This window comes from Sphingomonas sp. FARSPH (assembly GCF_003355005.1).
In the GTDB taxonomy this organism is placed as follows: domain Bacteria; phylum Pseudomonadota; class Alphaproteobacteria; order Sphingomonadales; family Sphingomonadaceae; genus Sphingomonas.
In genome coordinates this window covers 478792-492408 of record NZ_CP029985.1, presented here as the reverse complement: position 1 = coordinate 492408, position 13617 = coordinate 478792, and the positions used below count along the sequence as shown (strand labels likewise).

The 13617-nt window shown below is 66.5% G+C and carries 14 protein-coding genes, 1 tRNA gene and 1 pseudogene; 5 read left to right on the top strand and 11 right to left on the bottom strand.

Going from position 1 to position 13617, the window contains the following annotated elements; all coding sequences use genetic code 11:
- Positions 1 to 4: 4 nt before the first annotated feature.
- The 3 genes from DM480_RS02455 to DM480_RS02445 all read right to left on the bottom strand — a co-directional run bounded on the left by DM480_RS02455 (position 5) and on the right by DM480_RS02445 (position 1696).
- Positions 5 to 277 (bottom strand): hypothetical protein, encoded by a 273-nt coding sequence (locus tag DM480_RS02455; RefSeq protein WP_198665880.1) that lies wholly within the window; start codon positions 275 to 277, stop codon positions 5 to 7.
- Positions 278 to 358: 81 nt separating this feature from the next.
- A complete protein-coding gene (locus DM480_RS02450) occupies positions 359 to 1069 on the bottom strand; it encodes an NAD-dependent deacylase (protein ID WP_115377392.1) in 711 nt (236 codons plus the stop codon).
- Positions 1070 to 1225: 156 nt separating this feature from the next.
- Entirely contained in the window at positions 1226 to 1696 is a 471-nt protein-coding gene (locus DM480_RS02445) for a GFA family protein (protein ID WP_115377391.1), read from the bottom strand.
- Positions 1697 to 2280: 584 nt separating this feature from the next.
- Here DM480_RS02445 and DM480_RS02440 point away from each other — a divergent pair.
- From DM480_RS02440 to DM480_RS18405, 5 genes are all read left to right on the top strand, one after another.
- Positions 2281 to 4467, top strand: coding sequence for a TonB-dependent receptor (locus DM480_RS02440; RefSeq protein ID WP_115377390.1), 2187 nt, complete (start codon positions 2281 to 2283; stop codon positions 4465 to 4467).
- A gap of 147 nt (positions 4468 to 4614) precedes the next feature.
- Positions 4615 to 5343, top strand: a complete 729-nt coding sequence (gene dapB / locus DM480_RS02435) for a 4-hydroxy-tetrahydrodipicolinate reductase (RefSeq protein WP_115377389.1) — start codon at positions 4615 to 4617, stop codon at positions 5341 to 5343.
- Between the two features lie 10 nt (positions 5344 to 5353).
- Complete coding sequence (gene nth, locus DM480_RS02430; protein ID WP_115377388.1) at positions 5354 to 6025, top strand: endonuclease III; 672 nt, start codon at positions 5354 to 5356, stop codon at positions 6023 to 6025.
- 60 nt (positions 6026 to 6085) lie between these two features.
- Positions 6086 to 6162: transfer RNA gene (locus DM480_RS02425), tRNA-Arg, on the top strand.
- 63 nt (positions 6163 to 6225) lie between these two features.
- Positions 6226 to 6516 carry a hypothetical protein gene (locus tag DM480_RS18405; RefSeq protein ID WP_232834093.1) on the top strand — a complete coding sequence of 97 codons (291 nt, stop codon included), beginning with the start codon at positions 6226 to 6228 and terminating at the stop codon, positions 6514 to 6516.
- A 222-nt stretch (positions 6517 to 6738) separates the two neighbouring features.
- On the opposite strand, the pseudogene DM480_RS18400 reads toward DM480_RS18405, so the two are convergent.
- The 8 genes and pseudogenes from DM480_RS18400 to trbK-alt all read right to left on the bottom strand — a co-directional run.
- A pseudogene (locus DM480_RS18400) lies at positions 6739 to 7788 on the bottom strand (recombinase family protein); the annotation flags it as partial.
- A complete protein-coding gene (locus DM480_RS18395) occupies positions 7785 to 8495 on the bottom strand; it encodes an HVO_A0114 family putative DNA-binding protein (protein WP_232834092.1) in 711 nt (236 codons plus the stop codon). The gene DM480_RS18395 and the pseudogene DM480_RS18400, both read right to left, overlap by 4 nt.
- 491 nt (positions 8496 to 8986) lie before the next feature.
- Positions 8987 to 9208, bottom strand: coding sequence for a DUF2274 domain-containing protein (locus DM480_RS02400; protein ID WP_115377385.1), 222 nt, complete (start codon positions 9206 to 9208; stop codon positions 8987 to 8989).
- 2 nt (positions 9209 to 9210) lie between these two features.
- Entirely contained in the window at positions 9211 to 10365 is a 1155-nt protein-coding gene (locus DM480_RS02395; protein WP_115377384.1) for a TrbI/VirB10 family protein, read from the bottom strand.
- Positions 10362 to 11324 (bottom strand): P-type conjugative transfer protein TrbG, encoded by a 963-nt coding sequence (gene trbG / locus DM480_RS02390; protein WP_115377383.1) that lies wholly within the window; start codon positions 11322 to 11324, stop codon positions 10362 to 10364. The genes DM480_RS02395 and trbG overlap by 4 nt, the downstream gene beginning before the upstream one ends.
- Positions 11321 to 12010 carry a conjugal transfer protein TrbF gene (gene trbF, locus DM480_RS02385; protein WP_115377382.1) on the bottom strand — a complete coding sequence of 230 codons (690 nt, stop codon included), beginning with the start codon at positions 12008 to 12010 and terminating at the stop codon, positions 11321 to 11323. Before trbF ends, trbG begins: the two co-directional genes overlap by 4 nt.
- A complete protein-coding gene (gene trbL / locus DM480_RS02380) occupies positions 12007 to 13353 on the bottom strand; it encodes a P-type conjugative transfer protein TrbL (protein WP_115377381.1) in 1347 nt (448 codons plus the stop codon). Before trbL ends, trbF begins: the two co-directional genes overlap by 4 nt.
- Before the next feature lie 3 nt (positions 13354 to 13356).
- Positions 13357 to 13614: a putative entry exclusion protein TrbK-alt gene (trbK-alt, locus tag DM480_RS02375; RefSeq protein WP_443026399.1), complete on the bottom strand. Its 258-nt coding sequence runs from the start codon at positions 13612 to 13614 to the stop codon at positions 13357 to 13359.
- Between the last annotated feature and the right edge of the window lie 3 nt (positions 13615 to 13617).

Here is a 13617-nt window from a genome sequence, read left to right as displayed (position 1 = left end):
CGCGTCAGTCGCGTCGCGCGGGCGCTATGCCGATCGCGCAGGCGTCGCTATGGGAACAGGCCAGCCGCCGCTCCATCAGCGCCCGCACGCGCGTGATCGCTCCGCAAGGGGCGGCGTGTGCGAAGCTCAGGACCGTGACCGGCTGCGGATTCAATTGCGCGGTCATCGCCAGGTAGCGGTCGAGAGTGCGGTCGTCCGCCACCCGCCGCCCGTTCCACCAGCGCGCGCCAGCACGGTCGATCCATAGCCGATTTCGCAGCGGTTCGATGCCCCGCAAAGCCGTGCTTGGCGGCGGGCCGAATCGGCGCTTGGCGTGACAGGGCGGGGGCAGACACCAGCCACAGCGCCGCCGCGACGATCATCGCTGCGCCGCCGCTAGCACCGCATCGACCCAGGCCGGGACCAGTTCGCTCGCAGGCCCAAGTTGCGTCTCCGCGAAAAAGTCGCTGCCCGCCGAGCGTTCCAGGTTGAGCTCCAGCGTGTCGGCGCCATAAGCGTCCGCCATCTGCACGAAGCCGGCGGCGGGATAGACCGCGCCCGACGTGCCGATCGACACGAACAGGTCCGCCGCCGCGATCGCCGCCTCGATCCGCTCCATCTCGTACGGCATCTCGCCGAAGAAGACGATGTCGGGACGCAGCGCGAACGTGCCGCAATTGGGGCATTCGCTGTCCGGCGGCAGCGCGCCCGTCCACGGCTCGCGGATGCCGCAGGCGGGGCACAGCGCCGATTGGAGCGCGCCGTGCATGTGCACCAGCCGGTGCGCACCGGCGCGCTCGTGCAGGTCGTCGACGTTCTGCGTCACGATCAGCAGCTCGCCCGCCCATTCCCGGTCGAGCCGCGCCAACGCGTCATGCGCCGCATTGGGCCGGACGTCGGTCAGCGCGGCTCGGCGCAGGTCGTAGAATCGGTGGACGAGCGCCGGATCGGCGGCGAGCGCTTCGGGCGTGCACACGTCCTCGACCCGATGCCCCTCCCACAATCCGCCGGGGCCGCGAAAGGTGGCGATGCCCGACTCGGCGGAAATCCCAGCGCCGGTCAGGACGAGGATGTTGTGGATGGCGTGCATTTCGGAAGGGTAGGGCTGATTGCTTAAGTCTGGAAGTGGGGGGAGCTGAAAGGCGGCTTTCGGCAACGCGGTTAAAAATAGCAGACATTGTCGGATCGCCGCCTTTCCCGAAAAGGATCGAGTTTCGGGAAAGGCCACGTCCCGGCGATCAGCTCGCTACTTACGATCGAGGGGCCAATCGCTGGTGTCATAATCAGGATGCTGAAAGGAGATGATGCTTGCCAAGTGAGCAGCCGCTCGCGGCTCGTCAGTCGAATGTTCTGGTAGACTGGCTAGTGCTTCAAAATCGGCGATACGCTCAGGCGAAGCAAGTTGCTCGCTCAATTTTACCGATCGTGGGTCATCCATAGCACCAAGTGCGAAACTGATATGTCCCTCGCCATACTCAAAGGTGAGAGGCGTCCCGCAGGCTCCGCAAAATCCCCGACACACCTTGTTGGAACTCTGGAAGTATTTTGGTTGTCCTCTGGTCCAAATCACCGCGTCGAATGGGGCTCCGACGTAAGGCCCAAACAGTCCACCAGTTGCCTTCTGACACATGCGACAATGGCAAATGGAAGCCTCTCCCAAGGCTCCCTCAACTCGGAAGCGCACTGCTCCGCACTGACATCCACCCGAACTGGTCATATCCGAAGCATTCCACATCCGTTCGGCCCTCGCAACGGGCCGGACGCGGCTATCTCCATTCCCGATTGGGAACCCGTAGGGGAAGGTGGCTCCGCTGGTCGCGCCAGGGGACGTCCGGAGCATCGGCCTTCCCGAAATCTGTTCCCGACTGCTCTTTCCCAAAACCGCCCCTCAAGGATGAGGAAACGGGAACGGCAACGGTCGGGCTGAACAATGGGCGCTTTCGGGAAGACTGATTGCCCGCCTGAGCGCCCGGTTTGGGCGTAAGCGGAACTTCGATTTCCGGGCGTGCCACCGACATTTGACGGTCTGGGTTGTCGTAAGCTGAGGGGTGGCAACAGCCTCCATCGATTGCGGGCATGACATCTGGGCCGAGTTCTGCGCGTCCGGCGTCCACCGATGCGATACGCTTAAAACATTGCAATAGCGCGATGTTATTCAGCGCCTCGGCAGCGGCAACGATCAGCCTACCCATGATCCAAACCTAAAAAATACGTCATGATCGGACTGCTCGCTTGCCAGCTTGCCGCATTGCAGCGCAGGACGGCGTGACCCTGTTACATTGTATCACGCGAGTATCGCTTATGCGTCTGTCGGTCCTCTTGAGCTGCGTTGCCCTTGCCCCGCTGAGCCTGCTGCCCCGGGGCGCCGCGGCGCAAACGCGCGGCGTGCCCTCGCCCACGCAGGACGATGGCGCCGGCGCGGCCGATGGCAAGGATGCGACGACGCCCGCGGCGGCCGGCGCCAAGCAGAGCGGCGACATCGTCGTCACCGCCGCGCGGCTGGATGCGGCGCGCGAACATATCCAGCCGAGCCTCGGCGCGTCGAATTTCGAGATCAGCAGCGCGACGATCAAGGCGCTGCCCGGCGGCGAGAACCAGCAGTTCAACCAGATACTGCTCCAGGCGCCGGGCGTCGTGCAGGATGGGTTCGGCCAGTTCCACATCCGCGACGACCACAACGGCCTGCAATATCGCATCAACGGCACCGTCCTGCCCGAAGGGCTCGCGGTGTTCGGCCAGACGCTGTCGCCGCGCCTGATCGACAAGGTCAACATCCTGACCGGCGCGCTGCCCGCGCAATACGGCCTGCGCACCGCAGGCATCATCGACATCACGACGAAGAGCGGCCTGTTCCAGAACGGCGGCACCGCATCGCTGTATGGCGGCAGCCACGATACGATCCAGCCGAGCCTGACCTATGGCGGGTCGAGCGGCGACACGAACTATTTCGTGTCCGGCGACTATCGCCACAGCGGGCTCGGCATCGAGAGCGTAGACGGCCGCTCCAACCCAGTCCACGACGACACCGACCAGTATCAGGGCTTTGCGTACGTCGACCACATCCTCAATGCCAACAACCGCGTGTCGTTCGTCGGCGGCTATTCGAACCAGTGGTTCCAGATCCCCGACCCCGTCGGCCAGCAGCCGTCCGCCGGCTGGAGCGTCGGCGGCCAGACCGCCTTCCCCAGCGAAAAGCTGAACGAGACGCAGCTGGAAAAGACGGGCTTCGGCCAGCTCGCTTTCCTCCACGATGCCGAGCCGCTGACCGTGCAGGCGTCGCTGTTCGCGCGCTATTCGTCGCTGCGCTACCGCCCCGACGTGCTCGGCGAATTGCTGTACAATGGCCAAGCGCAGCGCGCGTACAAGCAGGATTTCGCGGTGGGTGCGCAGGTGGACGCGGTTTATCACCTCGGCACCGCGCACACGCTGCGCGGCGGGATGCTGGTGTCCCGCGACCGCAGCACCAGCGACACGGCGACCAGCGTCTTCCCGGTCGACGGCACGGGCGCGCAGACCGGCGAGCCGGTGGTCGTGGTCGATAACAGCGGCAAGACCGCGACCAGCGTCAGCGCCTATCTGCAGGACGAATGGAAGCTGCTGCCGCGGCTGACGCTCAACTACGGCGCACGCTACGACCTGTACAACGGCTATCGCCGCGAGGGGCAGCTCTCGCCGCGCGTCAACCTCGTTTGGCAGCCGAGCGAGACGTATACGCTGCACGCCGGCTACGCGCGTTACTTCGTGCCGCCGCCGTTCGAACTCGTCGCCGACGCCAGCATCGGCAAGTTCGCCGGCACCAGCGCCTATCCGGCGGTGACGCAGGACACCGTGCCGTTCGCGGAACGCCAGCATTATTTCGACGTCGGCTTTCAGGTGAAGCCGAGCCGCTATTTCACCTATGGCGTCGACGCCTATTACCGCATTTCGAAGAACCTGATCGACGAGGGCCAGTTCGGCGCGCCGATCATCCTGACGCCGTTCAACTATGCCCGCGGCCGGATCGGCGGGATCGAGGCGAACATGAGCTACGCCCGCGGTGGCTTGCTCGCCTATGCCAATTTCGCGGCGGCGAAGGCGAAGGGGACGAACATCGTCTCCAGCCAGTTCAGCTTCGGCCAGGATGATCTCGACTATATCGCGCGCCATTACATCTATCTAGACCACGACCAGACGTTCACCGGGTCGGCGGGCCTGTCCTACGCCTTCCATGGCGGCACGAAGCTGGGCGGCAGCATGATCTACGGGTCGGGCCTGCGCCGCGACGACGCGATCAATGGCGTGCCGAATGGCGGGAAGCTCGCGCCCTATGCGCAGTTCAACCTGACCGCGAGCCAGCATCTGGCGGGGCCGAACCTCGACCTCCGGTTCGACGTCATCAACCTGCTCGACCATGTGTACGAAATCCGCGACGGGACGGGTGTCGGCGTCGGCGCGCCGCAATACGGCCCGCGCCGCGGCTTCTTCGTCGGCGTGTCGAAAGCCTTCTGACGCGGCGCACGAAGATGTGCGGGGCAGGCGGGGAGGGGCCTGTCCCGTCGCGTCGATCCGTGGCAAGGACGTTCGGATGATGCGTCCGGACCGATCCCTCTGCCCCGCGCTGCGCGCCGCCGCTACCTTCGTATCGGGCCCGCGCGCATGACCGCGATCGGCATCTATGGCCGCGACGGGCGGATGGGCCGCGCGATCGCCGACATGATCGAGATCGAGGGCGCGACCTTTGCGGGCGGCATCGACGCACAGGGCGATCCGCTCGCGCTTGCCCGCCGCGCCGACGTGATCGTCGACTTTTCGATCGCCGCCGCGCTCGACGCGCATCTCGCCGCCGCGCGGGACGCGGGGACGCCGATCGTCATCGGCACCACCGGGCTCAGCGCGGCGCAGCATGCGGCGATCGATGCGGCGGCGCGCGACATCGCGGTCCTGCAGACGGGCAACACGTCGCTCGGCGTCACGCTGCTCGCGCAACTGGTGCGCGAGGCGGCGGCGCGGCTCGGCACCGACTGGGACATCGAGATCGTCGAAAGCCATCACCGGTACAAGGTCGATGCTCCGTCGGGCACCGCGCTGCTGCTCGGCGAGGCGGCGGCGGCCGGGCGGGGCACGACGCTGGGCGAGGTGCGTGTCGACGGCCGCGCCGGGCTGACGGGCGCGCGCACGGAGGGAACGATCGGTCTTGCCTCCTTGCGCGGCGGATCGGTGATCGGCGACCATCACGTCGTCTTCGCCAGCGACGGCGAGCGGATCGAGCTGGCGCATCTGGCGCAGGATCGCTCGATCTTCGCCAAGGGCGCGGTGCGTGCGGGGCTGTGGCTCGCGGGGCAGACGCCGGGCCGCTATCGCATGGCGGACGTGCTCGGCCTGTGAGCGCGATGCCGTGAAGAAGGCCGATGTCTTCGAATTCTACCGCCGCCTCGCCGAAGCGAATCCGCATCCCGAGACGGAACTCGAATCGGGCAATCCTTATCAATTGCTCGTCGCGGTCGCCTTGTCGGCACAGGCGACCGATGTCGGCGTCAACAAGGCGACGCGGCGCCTGTTCGAACAGGTGAAGACGCCCGCTCAGATGGTCGCATTGGGCGAGGAGGCGTTGAAGCAGCACATCAAGACGATCGGGCTGTTCAACACCAAGGCGAAGAATGTCATCGCTTTGTCCGAAGCGCTGATCGCGAACCACGGCGGCGCGGTGCCCGCCGATCGCGCGGCGCTGGAGGCGCTGCCGGGCGTCGGGCGCAAGACGGCGAACGTCGTTCTCAACGTCGCGTTCGGCGCGGAGACCTTTGCGGTCGACACGCATATCTTCCGCGTCGGCAACCGCACCGGCCTTGCCCGCGGCAAGACGCCACTCGCGGTCGAGCTCAAGCTCGACAAGGCGACGCCGCAGCCGTTTCGCCTGCACGCGCACCACTGGCTGATCCTGCACGGCCGCTACATCTGCAAGGCGCGCACGCCCGAATGCTGGCGCTGCCCGGTCGCCGATCTATGCGCGTTCAAGCCCAAGACGCCGCCGCCCAGGGTCAAGGCGTCCGCGGCGGCCGCCCCCCGCTGATCGAGGCCGCTAATCAGGGCTGGCGCGCGCGATCCGCCTTTGCTAGGCGGGCGCTCCTAGGCACCCGTAGCTCAGCTGGATAGAGCGCTGCCCTCCGAAGGCAGAGGCCACAGGTTCGAATCCTGTCGGGTGCGCCATTTCAGTACAGAACTGCGAACCGCAAACGCCGCCGTTTCCCCGCTCGAAGCGGCGACGAGGGTTTGAAGCAGGTCCGATTTCCTCCCCATGATCCGAACCTCGTCATCGGCGACTTCAACACGCTGGGCGAAGGCGCGCAGGTGATCCCGCCGATAGCCGCCTCCTTCGATCCGCAAGCTCCTGCGTGCCGTCTCCGAAAGGGCGTCGATCATCTCCGGCGTCACGGCCCGATCGCCCGAGCCGTCGAGTGTCATCCGTATCCGCTCGGCATCGGCCGTGGCCTGGTCGCGGATCGCCTTCAGATTGGCGATCCGGTCTTTCAGCCCCACGTCGTCCAAGGCTGCGACGCCTGATTCGATCGCGTCGTAGAGCCGGTTGAGGCGCTGATCGGTTTCCGTGATTCGCCGGTTCAGCTCTGCCAAGTGCTCGCGTCGGCGCTCCGCCCGTTCCTGCCGGCGGTCGAGAAGGCTCGACAGGATCGTCTCCAGCCGCTTCGGTTGGAGAAGGCGCTCTTCGAGATGGCCCGCGACCAGATGGTTGAGCTTGTCCATTCGGATCGAACGTCCTTCGCAGCCCGTCTTGCCCTGCCGCGCCTTGGTCGAGCAGGTGTAATAGGTATACTGCCCGCCATTGCCCTTGCCGGTGCGCAGGGTCATCGCGCCGCCGCACTTCGCGCAGAAGCAGATGCCGGTGAGCAGCGTCGGGCCGCTCGATACCCGTGCCGGCACCACCATCGGATTGCGCGATTTGAGACGGGCCTGGACGGCGTCGAACGTCTCCCGCTCGATCAGCGGCGGCACGGCCATGACCGCCACTTCACTCTCCGGCTTCTTTTCGCGGTCTTTGTGCGAGCGCGTGTTGAAGCGGTGCTCGCCGATATAGGTCGTGCGGGTCAGGATCGCGTGGATTTGCGCCAGCCCCCATTTCCCACCGTCGCGGGTGAACATGCGGCGCTCGTTGAGATAGGTCGCGATGGCCTTGACGCCCTTCGGGCCGGAGGTTCCGTCTCCTTCGAGGAAGAGGCGGTAGATGAGCCTGACCGTCTCCGCGTGCAGCGGGTCGATCTCCAGCTTCTTCTTGGTCTTCGATCCACGCTGTTCGGCCGCAACGATGCGATAGCCGATGGGTGGCCGCGCGCCGTTCCAGAAGCCCTGACGGGCGTTCTCGTTCATGGCGCGCAGGACGTGCTTGGCGTTCTCCTTCGACTGATACTCGTCGAACAGAGCCATGATCTGGCGCATCATGACGTGCATCGGATCGTCGCCCATCTCCTGCGTGATCGAGACGAGCTTGACGCCGTTCTTCGCCAATTTGCGGACGTAGAACTCCAGTTCGAAATGATCGCGGAAGAAGCGGCTGAACGAGTGGACGACGACGACATCGAACGGCGCGGGCTTGGACGTGCCGGCCTCGATCATTCGCTGAAACTCAGGGCGACGATCGTTGGTGGCGGACGCGCCAGCCTCCACGAAGGTTTCGACGAGCTGGTAGCCGCGCGAGGCGCAATAGGTTTCGCCCTGCTTGCGCTGATCGGGGATCGACACGTCATGCTCGGCCTGTCGCGTGGTCGAGACGCGGAGATAGAGAGCGGCGCGCTGCGCGACGTTCGGGTTCTGAACGTTCATGCGTGGCCTCCCTTCGCTTCGCTACGATGCAGCAGCGGCAATTCCAGCGTCACGCGGTCATGCAGTACCTTTGGCACGAGCTTTCGGCCCTGGCCCGGCTCCATGCGGACAAGCCCATAGGTCGCCATGGTCTTGAGGGTGCGCGACAGGCTGGGCTTCGTCCGTCCGGTGATCTGCGACAGTTCCTCCAGCGAGGTGGGAGCCTGGTCGTGGATGACGCGCAGCAGTTCGCGGTTTCCGCTGGACAGGATTTGCGCGAAGGATTCGGTCGAGGTGAACCATACCTTGGGATCGTCCGGTGCGGGCTTTTCCTCGCCCCTGGCGATCCGCATCGTGCGGGCCTTCATTTCCTCATAGTCGGCGATCCCGACTTTCAACGTGGTCATAACACGCCCCGCTCCTTCGCTACCCAAGTCCACCGCCTGCCAGAAGTCGGCCAGCAACGTGGCCGCGTCCGCCCAGGCATAAGGCTTCACGGTCTGGAGGCGGTGGCGATGATCCATAGGCTCGCCGCGCCTGCCCCGGCCGACCGGATGGGCGTTATCGAAACCGACCAGCCGTTCGCCCGAAGGCCCATGAAGCGTGAGCGAGTAGTCGAGGCCGTACGGCTTTTCCGGCGACGCCGGAACGCGGGTGACGATGAACTTCACCCAATGGCCGCCCTTGGGATCGACGACGAGCATTTGGCCGTCGAGGTCCAGAACCATGTCGAGGCTCTGGTCACGATCCTCACTCACGACTTTTAGTTACCATCAGATGGTAACGTATGCAAGGCAGGTTCACCGACTTGCGGTGCAGCGATCGGGTGGAAGAGCCGATCGAGAACGTCGCCGAAATAGCGTTCGAAAATATCGACCTCCGCTACCGTGACCGGGACGTGCTCAGGCCAATCGTCGAAGACGGGTAGCTTCTCGATGTCCAATGCGTCCGGCGAAGGGTTGCGCCTTTGCTGCGCTGGGCCGTCGTTATAGTCGTAAAGGTCGTCGGGGAGCGCCCTTGGCGCTAGATGGCGGGGCCGTCCCCTCACGGGGCGTCGTCGTTGCGCGGGCATGGAATCCTCCGTGGTTCGCGGCTGGATTCCGGGCAATGGACAGCCCGGAATTAAGCGAACCATGGAGTGCAGTCGGCGGCCTGTAGCGTGCCGCATTCGCGCTCATGCGGTCGCGGCACCCCGCACGATCGGGGTGCCGCGATGGGGTCAGATGGCCGATCGCCGCGCTTTCGCGAAACCGCGATCTGTGGCGATGAAGCGTTCGAGCATCGGCACGATGAGCTTCACGGGATCGGCGGCAGGCTGACCCGTCTCGCGGGCCAGCACGGCGGCATAGGCGGCGAGATCGCGGTGAAGCGTCGCCGGCAGCTCCACCGCGATCTTCACGGGCTTGTCGTCGGCGATCGGGCCGAGTTTCAGCTTGGTCATGGTCAGTTCCTGTAGGGTTCGAGCACGAGGTCGCGGGTGACGATGACGCGGACGGGGAAGCCCGGCCGGATGGTCAACGTCGGCGCGACGTTGAGCTGACGGCGAACGATCTGCTGGCCGGCGTCGTTGATGGTGTCCTGCCCGCCGTTGCGGATGGCGCGAAGCAGCCGGTCCTGGTCATCGACGGCGAGTTCGGAGCCGATCGAGAGCAGGGTCGAAAGGCCGGCGGCCTTCGCCAAATCCCACCAGTGATAATCGACGCCATCCTCCAGCCCGGCATAGCCCTGGCCGTCCGCGCCGGGCTGGCGTTCGAGCACTATGGATCGGCCGTTCGGCATGATGAGCCGGTTCCAGACGAGCAGGACGCGGCGCTGGCCGAACTGGACGGCGTTGTCATACTGGCCGACGAGCCGCGCGCCCTGGGGCACGAGCAGGATTCGCCCGGTCGGGCTGTCGTAGACGTTCTCCGTCACCTGCGCGGTGATTTGGCCGGGAAGATCGGAACGGATGCCGGTGATGAGCGCGGCGGGAATGACGGCCCCGGCTTGAAGGACGAAGGGCGATGCCGGCGGCGTAACGCGATCCGGCGTCACGGTGCGGCGGTCGGCGGCGGCGTTGAGGAACGCGAGTTGCTTGTCCTGTGCCGTTGCCCGTCCCGCTTGCGCCGCCATGTCGAGGCCCGGCATTCCCGGCGTGGCATTGCTTCCGGGCGTCGTGGCTGGCCCGCCCCGCGTCTGGAAGAACACGGTGCTGGTGCGCGCGGCTTCTTCCTCGGCACGGCGGCGCTGTTCGGCTTCGCTGATGCCGGGCGCGGGAGTGGCGATGGCCGGTGCGACCACGGGCTTGCCGACGTTCTGCACATCGAGGATCGGACGACCGAGATCGCCGGGCAGCGGTGGGCCGAGCACCGGCCCGGTATAGTCCTTCGGCAGCCCGGCGAGGCCATCAGCGGACTGACGGTTTGTCGTCGAGTAGAGTTCTTCGCTTTGCGGCCCGGTGCCATGCGTCTGGAGCGCATAGATCAGCGCCCCGCCGATGCCGACGAGCGCCACGGCGGCGGTGCTGGCGAGCACCTTGCGCGACAGGCGGGTGACGCGCGGCGGCGCGGCGCGAAGCCGCATCGGCGCGGCGTTGGTGCTGGTTTCGGTGTCGCTCATGATTGCGGTCTCCCGTCCGTGCGGACGATCCCGACGGTCTGCTGGCGGTCGCCGCTGCCGAGACGCAGTTCGGCCGCGCCGAACAGGCGGTCGACGATCAGGATGTGTCGGTAGATGCGGCTATTGGCGATCTGGGCTTCGCCAGCCGGGCCAATGACGAAGAGCGGCGGCATCTCGCCCTGGACGATGCCGGCCGGGAACTCGACATAGACGTGGCGGCCATCGTCATAGACCGCGACGGGCTTCCACGGCGGATTGCCGGTGCCGGTCAGTGCGTAGCGATAGTTGCGCGCGGACGCAGGCGGAATGACGGGCGTTGTCGGCACGCTCTGGCGCTGACCGGCGGGCGGCGGCGGATAGGACCAGGCGACGGCCGGCATATAGGGTTTCTCGCCCGATCGCAGTTCGAGCATGTAGATGCGTCGATCGGTCGTGACGACGAGATTGGTGGTGATGTCCGGCCGGCTCGGCTTCACGAGGATATGGACGCGCCGCGTGACGCCCGAGCCGGATTCCGTGTCGCCGATGATCCAGCGGGCGGTGTCGCCGGCCGCGATCGGTCCCGCGCCGGTCAGGCTCTCGCCCGGTTCGAGCGCGATGTCGGTGATCTGGCCGGGCGCGGCATAGACCTGATAGAGCGCGCCTTCGCTCCACGGATAAATCTGGATGGCGTTGTAATAGCCGTCGCGGCGCGGCTCGACGCGGGCGGCCATGTTGGCATTCTCGACACGCGCGGTCGGCGTGCTGGCGGCGGTACCCCCGCGCGCCACGGTCCAGGCGGGCGGGATCAGCACGGGCTTCGGCCGGTCGTCGGTAACGGCTGCCGGGATCGCCGGCAAAGGCGGGACGCTGGCGTCATAGGCGATCGCCGGGGGCTTCTCCATGGTCGCGCAGCCGGCGAGCGTGGTTGCGGAAAGCATGGCGGCGGCAATCGCGGCGCTATGGGGGATCGCTCTCATTGGCCGATCTCCCGCGACCATGAGATGGCGTTGACGTAGATGCCGAGCGGATTGGCCTTGAGCCGTTCGGCATCACGCGGCGGCTGTACGACGATGGTCAGGATCGCGGACCACCGTTCGGTCGCGGAAAGCTGGCCGTTCTCGTAGCGGCGCTCGATCCAGGCGACGCGGAAGCTGTCCGGCGATGCGCGGATGACGCTCGATACTTCGACGGCGATCTGTTGCTTGCCGACCTTCGTGAACGGGTCGTTGGTGCGGGCATAGTCGTTGAGCGCCGCAGCACCCCGATCGGTCGTCCAGTCATAGGCGCGAAGCCAGTTCTGCCGCACGATGATCGGATCGGCTGGAATGCTCCTGACCTGTTCGATGAAGCGGCCGAGATGCCATGCGATCTGCGGATCGGTCGGGCGGAAACCGGCCGTGGCCGGAGCCACGGCCTGCGCTTGGCCGAGCTTGTCCACCTGCACCACCCACGGAACGACCGTCCCGCGCGCGGACTGATAGACCAACGCCCCGGCGAAGCTCGCCGAGAGGGCCAGCGAGCCGAAGGCCATGATACGCCAGTTCTTCGCCTGGACGCGGGCCGAGCCGATACGTTCGTCCCAGACCTGGGCGGCGCGCTGATAAGGTGTCTCGGGTTCGGGGGTCTTGCCGTAATGCACGGCGGGTCGTTTGAAGAGGGTCATAAGCGGTCGCTTTCGGAAAGATTGACGGAAGAACCGGAGCCGTGGCCGTCGCCGGAGCGGACGGCGTGGGCGGCGGTCTGGACGGCGTGGAGAGTGTTCCCGCCCTGACGCATCCGCTGCGCCCATGCGGGCGGCGTGTCGGATGATTGTGCAGATGCAGGCGCGGCTTCGCCCGCGCCGCCGACGCTGCCGGCGGTCGAGGAACCGCCCGACGCACCGAAACCGGCCTTTGCGCCATCGGCGAAGCTGGATTTGACGCTATCGACGGCTTTGCGAAGCGGTGAGGATGCCGCGTTGCCGGCCGCACGGCCGACGCCTGCAAGGCCGGACGCCATACCGGACGCGCCGGACTGGCCGAGCGAGCCGAGACTGTAGGCAGCGGAAGCCGCGCCCGCTGCGGTCGCGCCGCCGCGCACGGCGGCGGCCCCGCCCGACAGCACGGCGGCTCCCCCTCTTGCGGCAAGTCCGACCGCGCCGGCCCCCGCCATCACCATGCCGCCAGCGGCAAGCCCGGTGCCGACCGCCGCGCCCGCGCCGAGCTGCGGGCCGCCCGAGACGAGACCGGATGCGATGCCAGGGCCGAAGATGCCGAGACCGACCAGCGACAGCGCGGCGAGCACGATCGCCATGGCATCGTCGATGGTGGGTGTCTGGCCGCCGAATCCTTGCGTGAACTGGCTGAACAGCGTCGAGCCGATGCCGACGATGACGGCCAGCACCAGAACCTTGACGCCGCTGGAAATGACGTTGCCGAGCACGCGCTCGGCCATGAAGGCGGTCTTGCCGAACAGACCGAAGGGGATCAGCACGAAGCCGGCGAGCGTCGCGAGCTTGAACTCGATCAGCGTCACGAAGAGCTGGATGGCGAGCACGAAGAAGGCGAGGATGACCAGCGCCCAGGCGAAGAGCAGGCACACGATCTGAATCAGATTCTCGAACACCGAGATCCAGCCCATCAGCGGGGAGATCGCGTCGAGCAGCGGCCGGGCGGCGTCGAGGCCGGTTTGCGCGACCTTGCCGGGGCGCATCAGGTCGGCGGCCGTGAAGCCGGTGCCGCTCGCCTTCAGCCCTAACCCGGCGAAGCTGTCGAATACGATCTTCGCCAGGTTGTTCCAGTTGCCGATGAGATAGGCGAAGACGCCGACGAACAGCGTCTTCTTCACCAGCCGGGCGATGATGTCGTCGTCGCCGGCCCAGGACCAGAACAGCGCGGCGAGCGTCACGTCGATGACGATGAGCGTGGTCGCGATGAAGCCGACCTCACCGCCGAGCAGGCCGAACCCGGTGTCGATATAGCGGGTGAAGGTGCCGAGAAACGTGTCGATGACGCCAGCGCCGCCCATGGCCTATCTCCCTTCCGGCATGGTCGAGCGGCGCAGGAAGCGGTCGCGGGTTTCGGCCCAGACGCGCAGGCATTCCGCGTCGCTCGCGGCCGCTTCCCCGAGTTGCTGGCACCGGCGCTGGCGTTCGCGCAGCGGATCGGAGTCGGATTGGAGCGCACGCGAGGGCGACGATGCCGGCGCGTCCTCCTTGCGGGTCAGTTCGATCGCGGTCGCCGTGATCGCGATGGCGACGAACACGATCGCGCCGAGGCGGGCCAGCATCTT

Bases quoted from the DNA above. Each gene is read 5' to 3' on its own strand.
- DM480_RS02450 (WP_115377392.1), bottom strand. From the start codon at position 1,069: ATGCACGCCATCCACAACATCCTCGTCCTGACCGGCGCTGGGATTTCC.
- DM480_RS02445 (WP_115377391.1), bottom strand. From the start codon at position 1,696: ATGACCAGTTCGGGTGGATGTCAGTGCGGAGCAGTGCGCTTCCGAGTT.
- DM480_RS02440 (WP_115377390.1), top strand. From the start codon at position 2,281: ATGCGTCTGTCGGTCCTCTTGAGCTGCGTTGCCCTTGCCCCGCTGAGC.
- dapB (WP_115377389.1), top strand. From the start codon at position 4,615: ATGACCGCGATCGGCATCTATGGCCGCGACGGGCGGATGGGCCGCGCG.
- DM480_RS18395 (WP_232834092.1), bottom strand. From the start codon at position 8,495: ATGGTTCTGGACCTCGACGGCCAAATGCTCGTCGTCGATCCCAAGGGC.
- DM480_RS02400 (WP_115377385.1), bottom strand. From the start codon at position 9,208: ATGACCAAGCTGAAACTCGGCCCGATCGCCGACGACAAGCCCGTGAAG.
- DM480_RS02395 (WP_115377384.1), bottom strand. From the start codon at position 10,365: ATGAGCGACACCGAAACCAGCACCAACGCCGCGCCGATGCGGCTTCGC.
- trbG (WP_115377383.1), bottom strand. From the start codon at position 11,324: ATGAGAGCGATCCCCCATAGCGCCGCGATTGCCGCCGCCATGCTTTCC.
- trbF (WP_115377382.1), bottom strand. From the start codon at position 12,010: ATGACCCTCTTCAAACGACCCGCCGTGCATTACGGCAAGACCCCCGAA.
- trbL (WP_115377381.1), bottom strand. From the start codon at position 13,353: ATGGGCGGCGCTGGCGTCATCGACACGTTTCTCGGCACCTTCACCCGC.
- trbK-alt (WP_443026399.1), bottom strand. From the start codon at position 13,614: ATGCTGGCCCGCCTCGGCGCGATCGTGTTCGTCGCCATCGCGATCACG.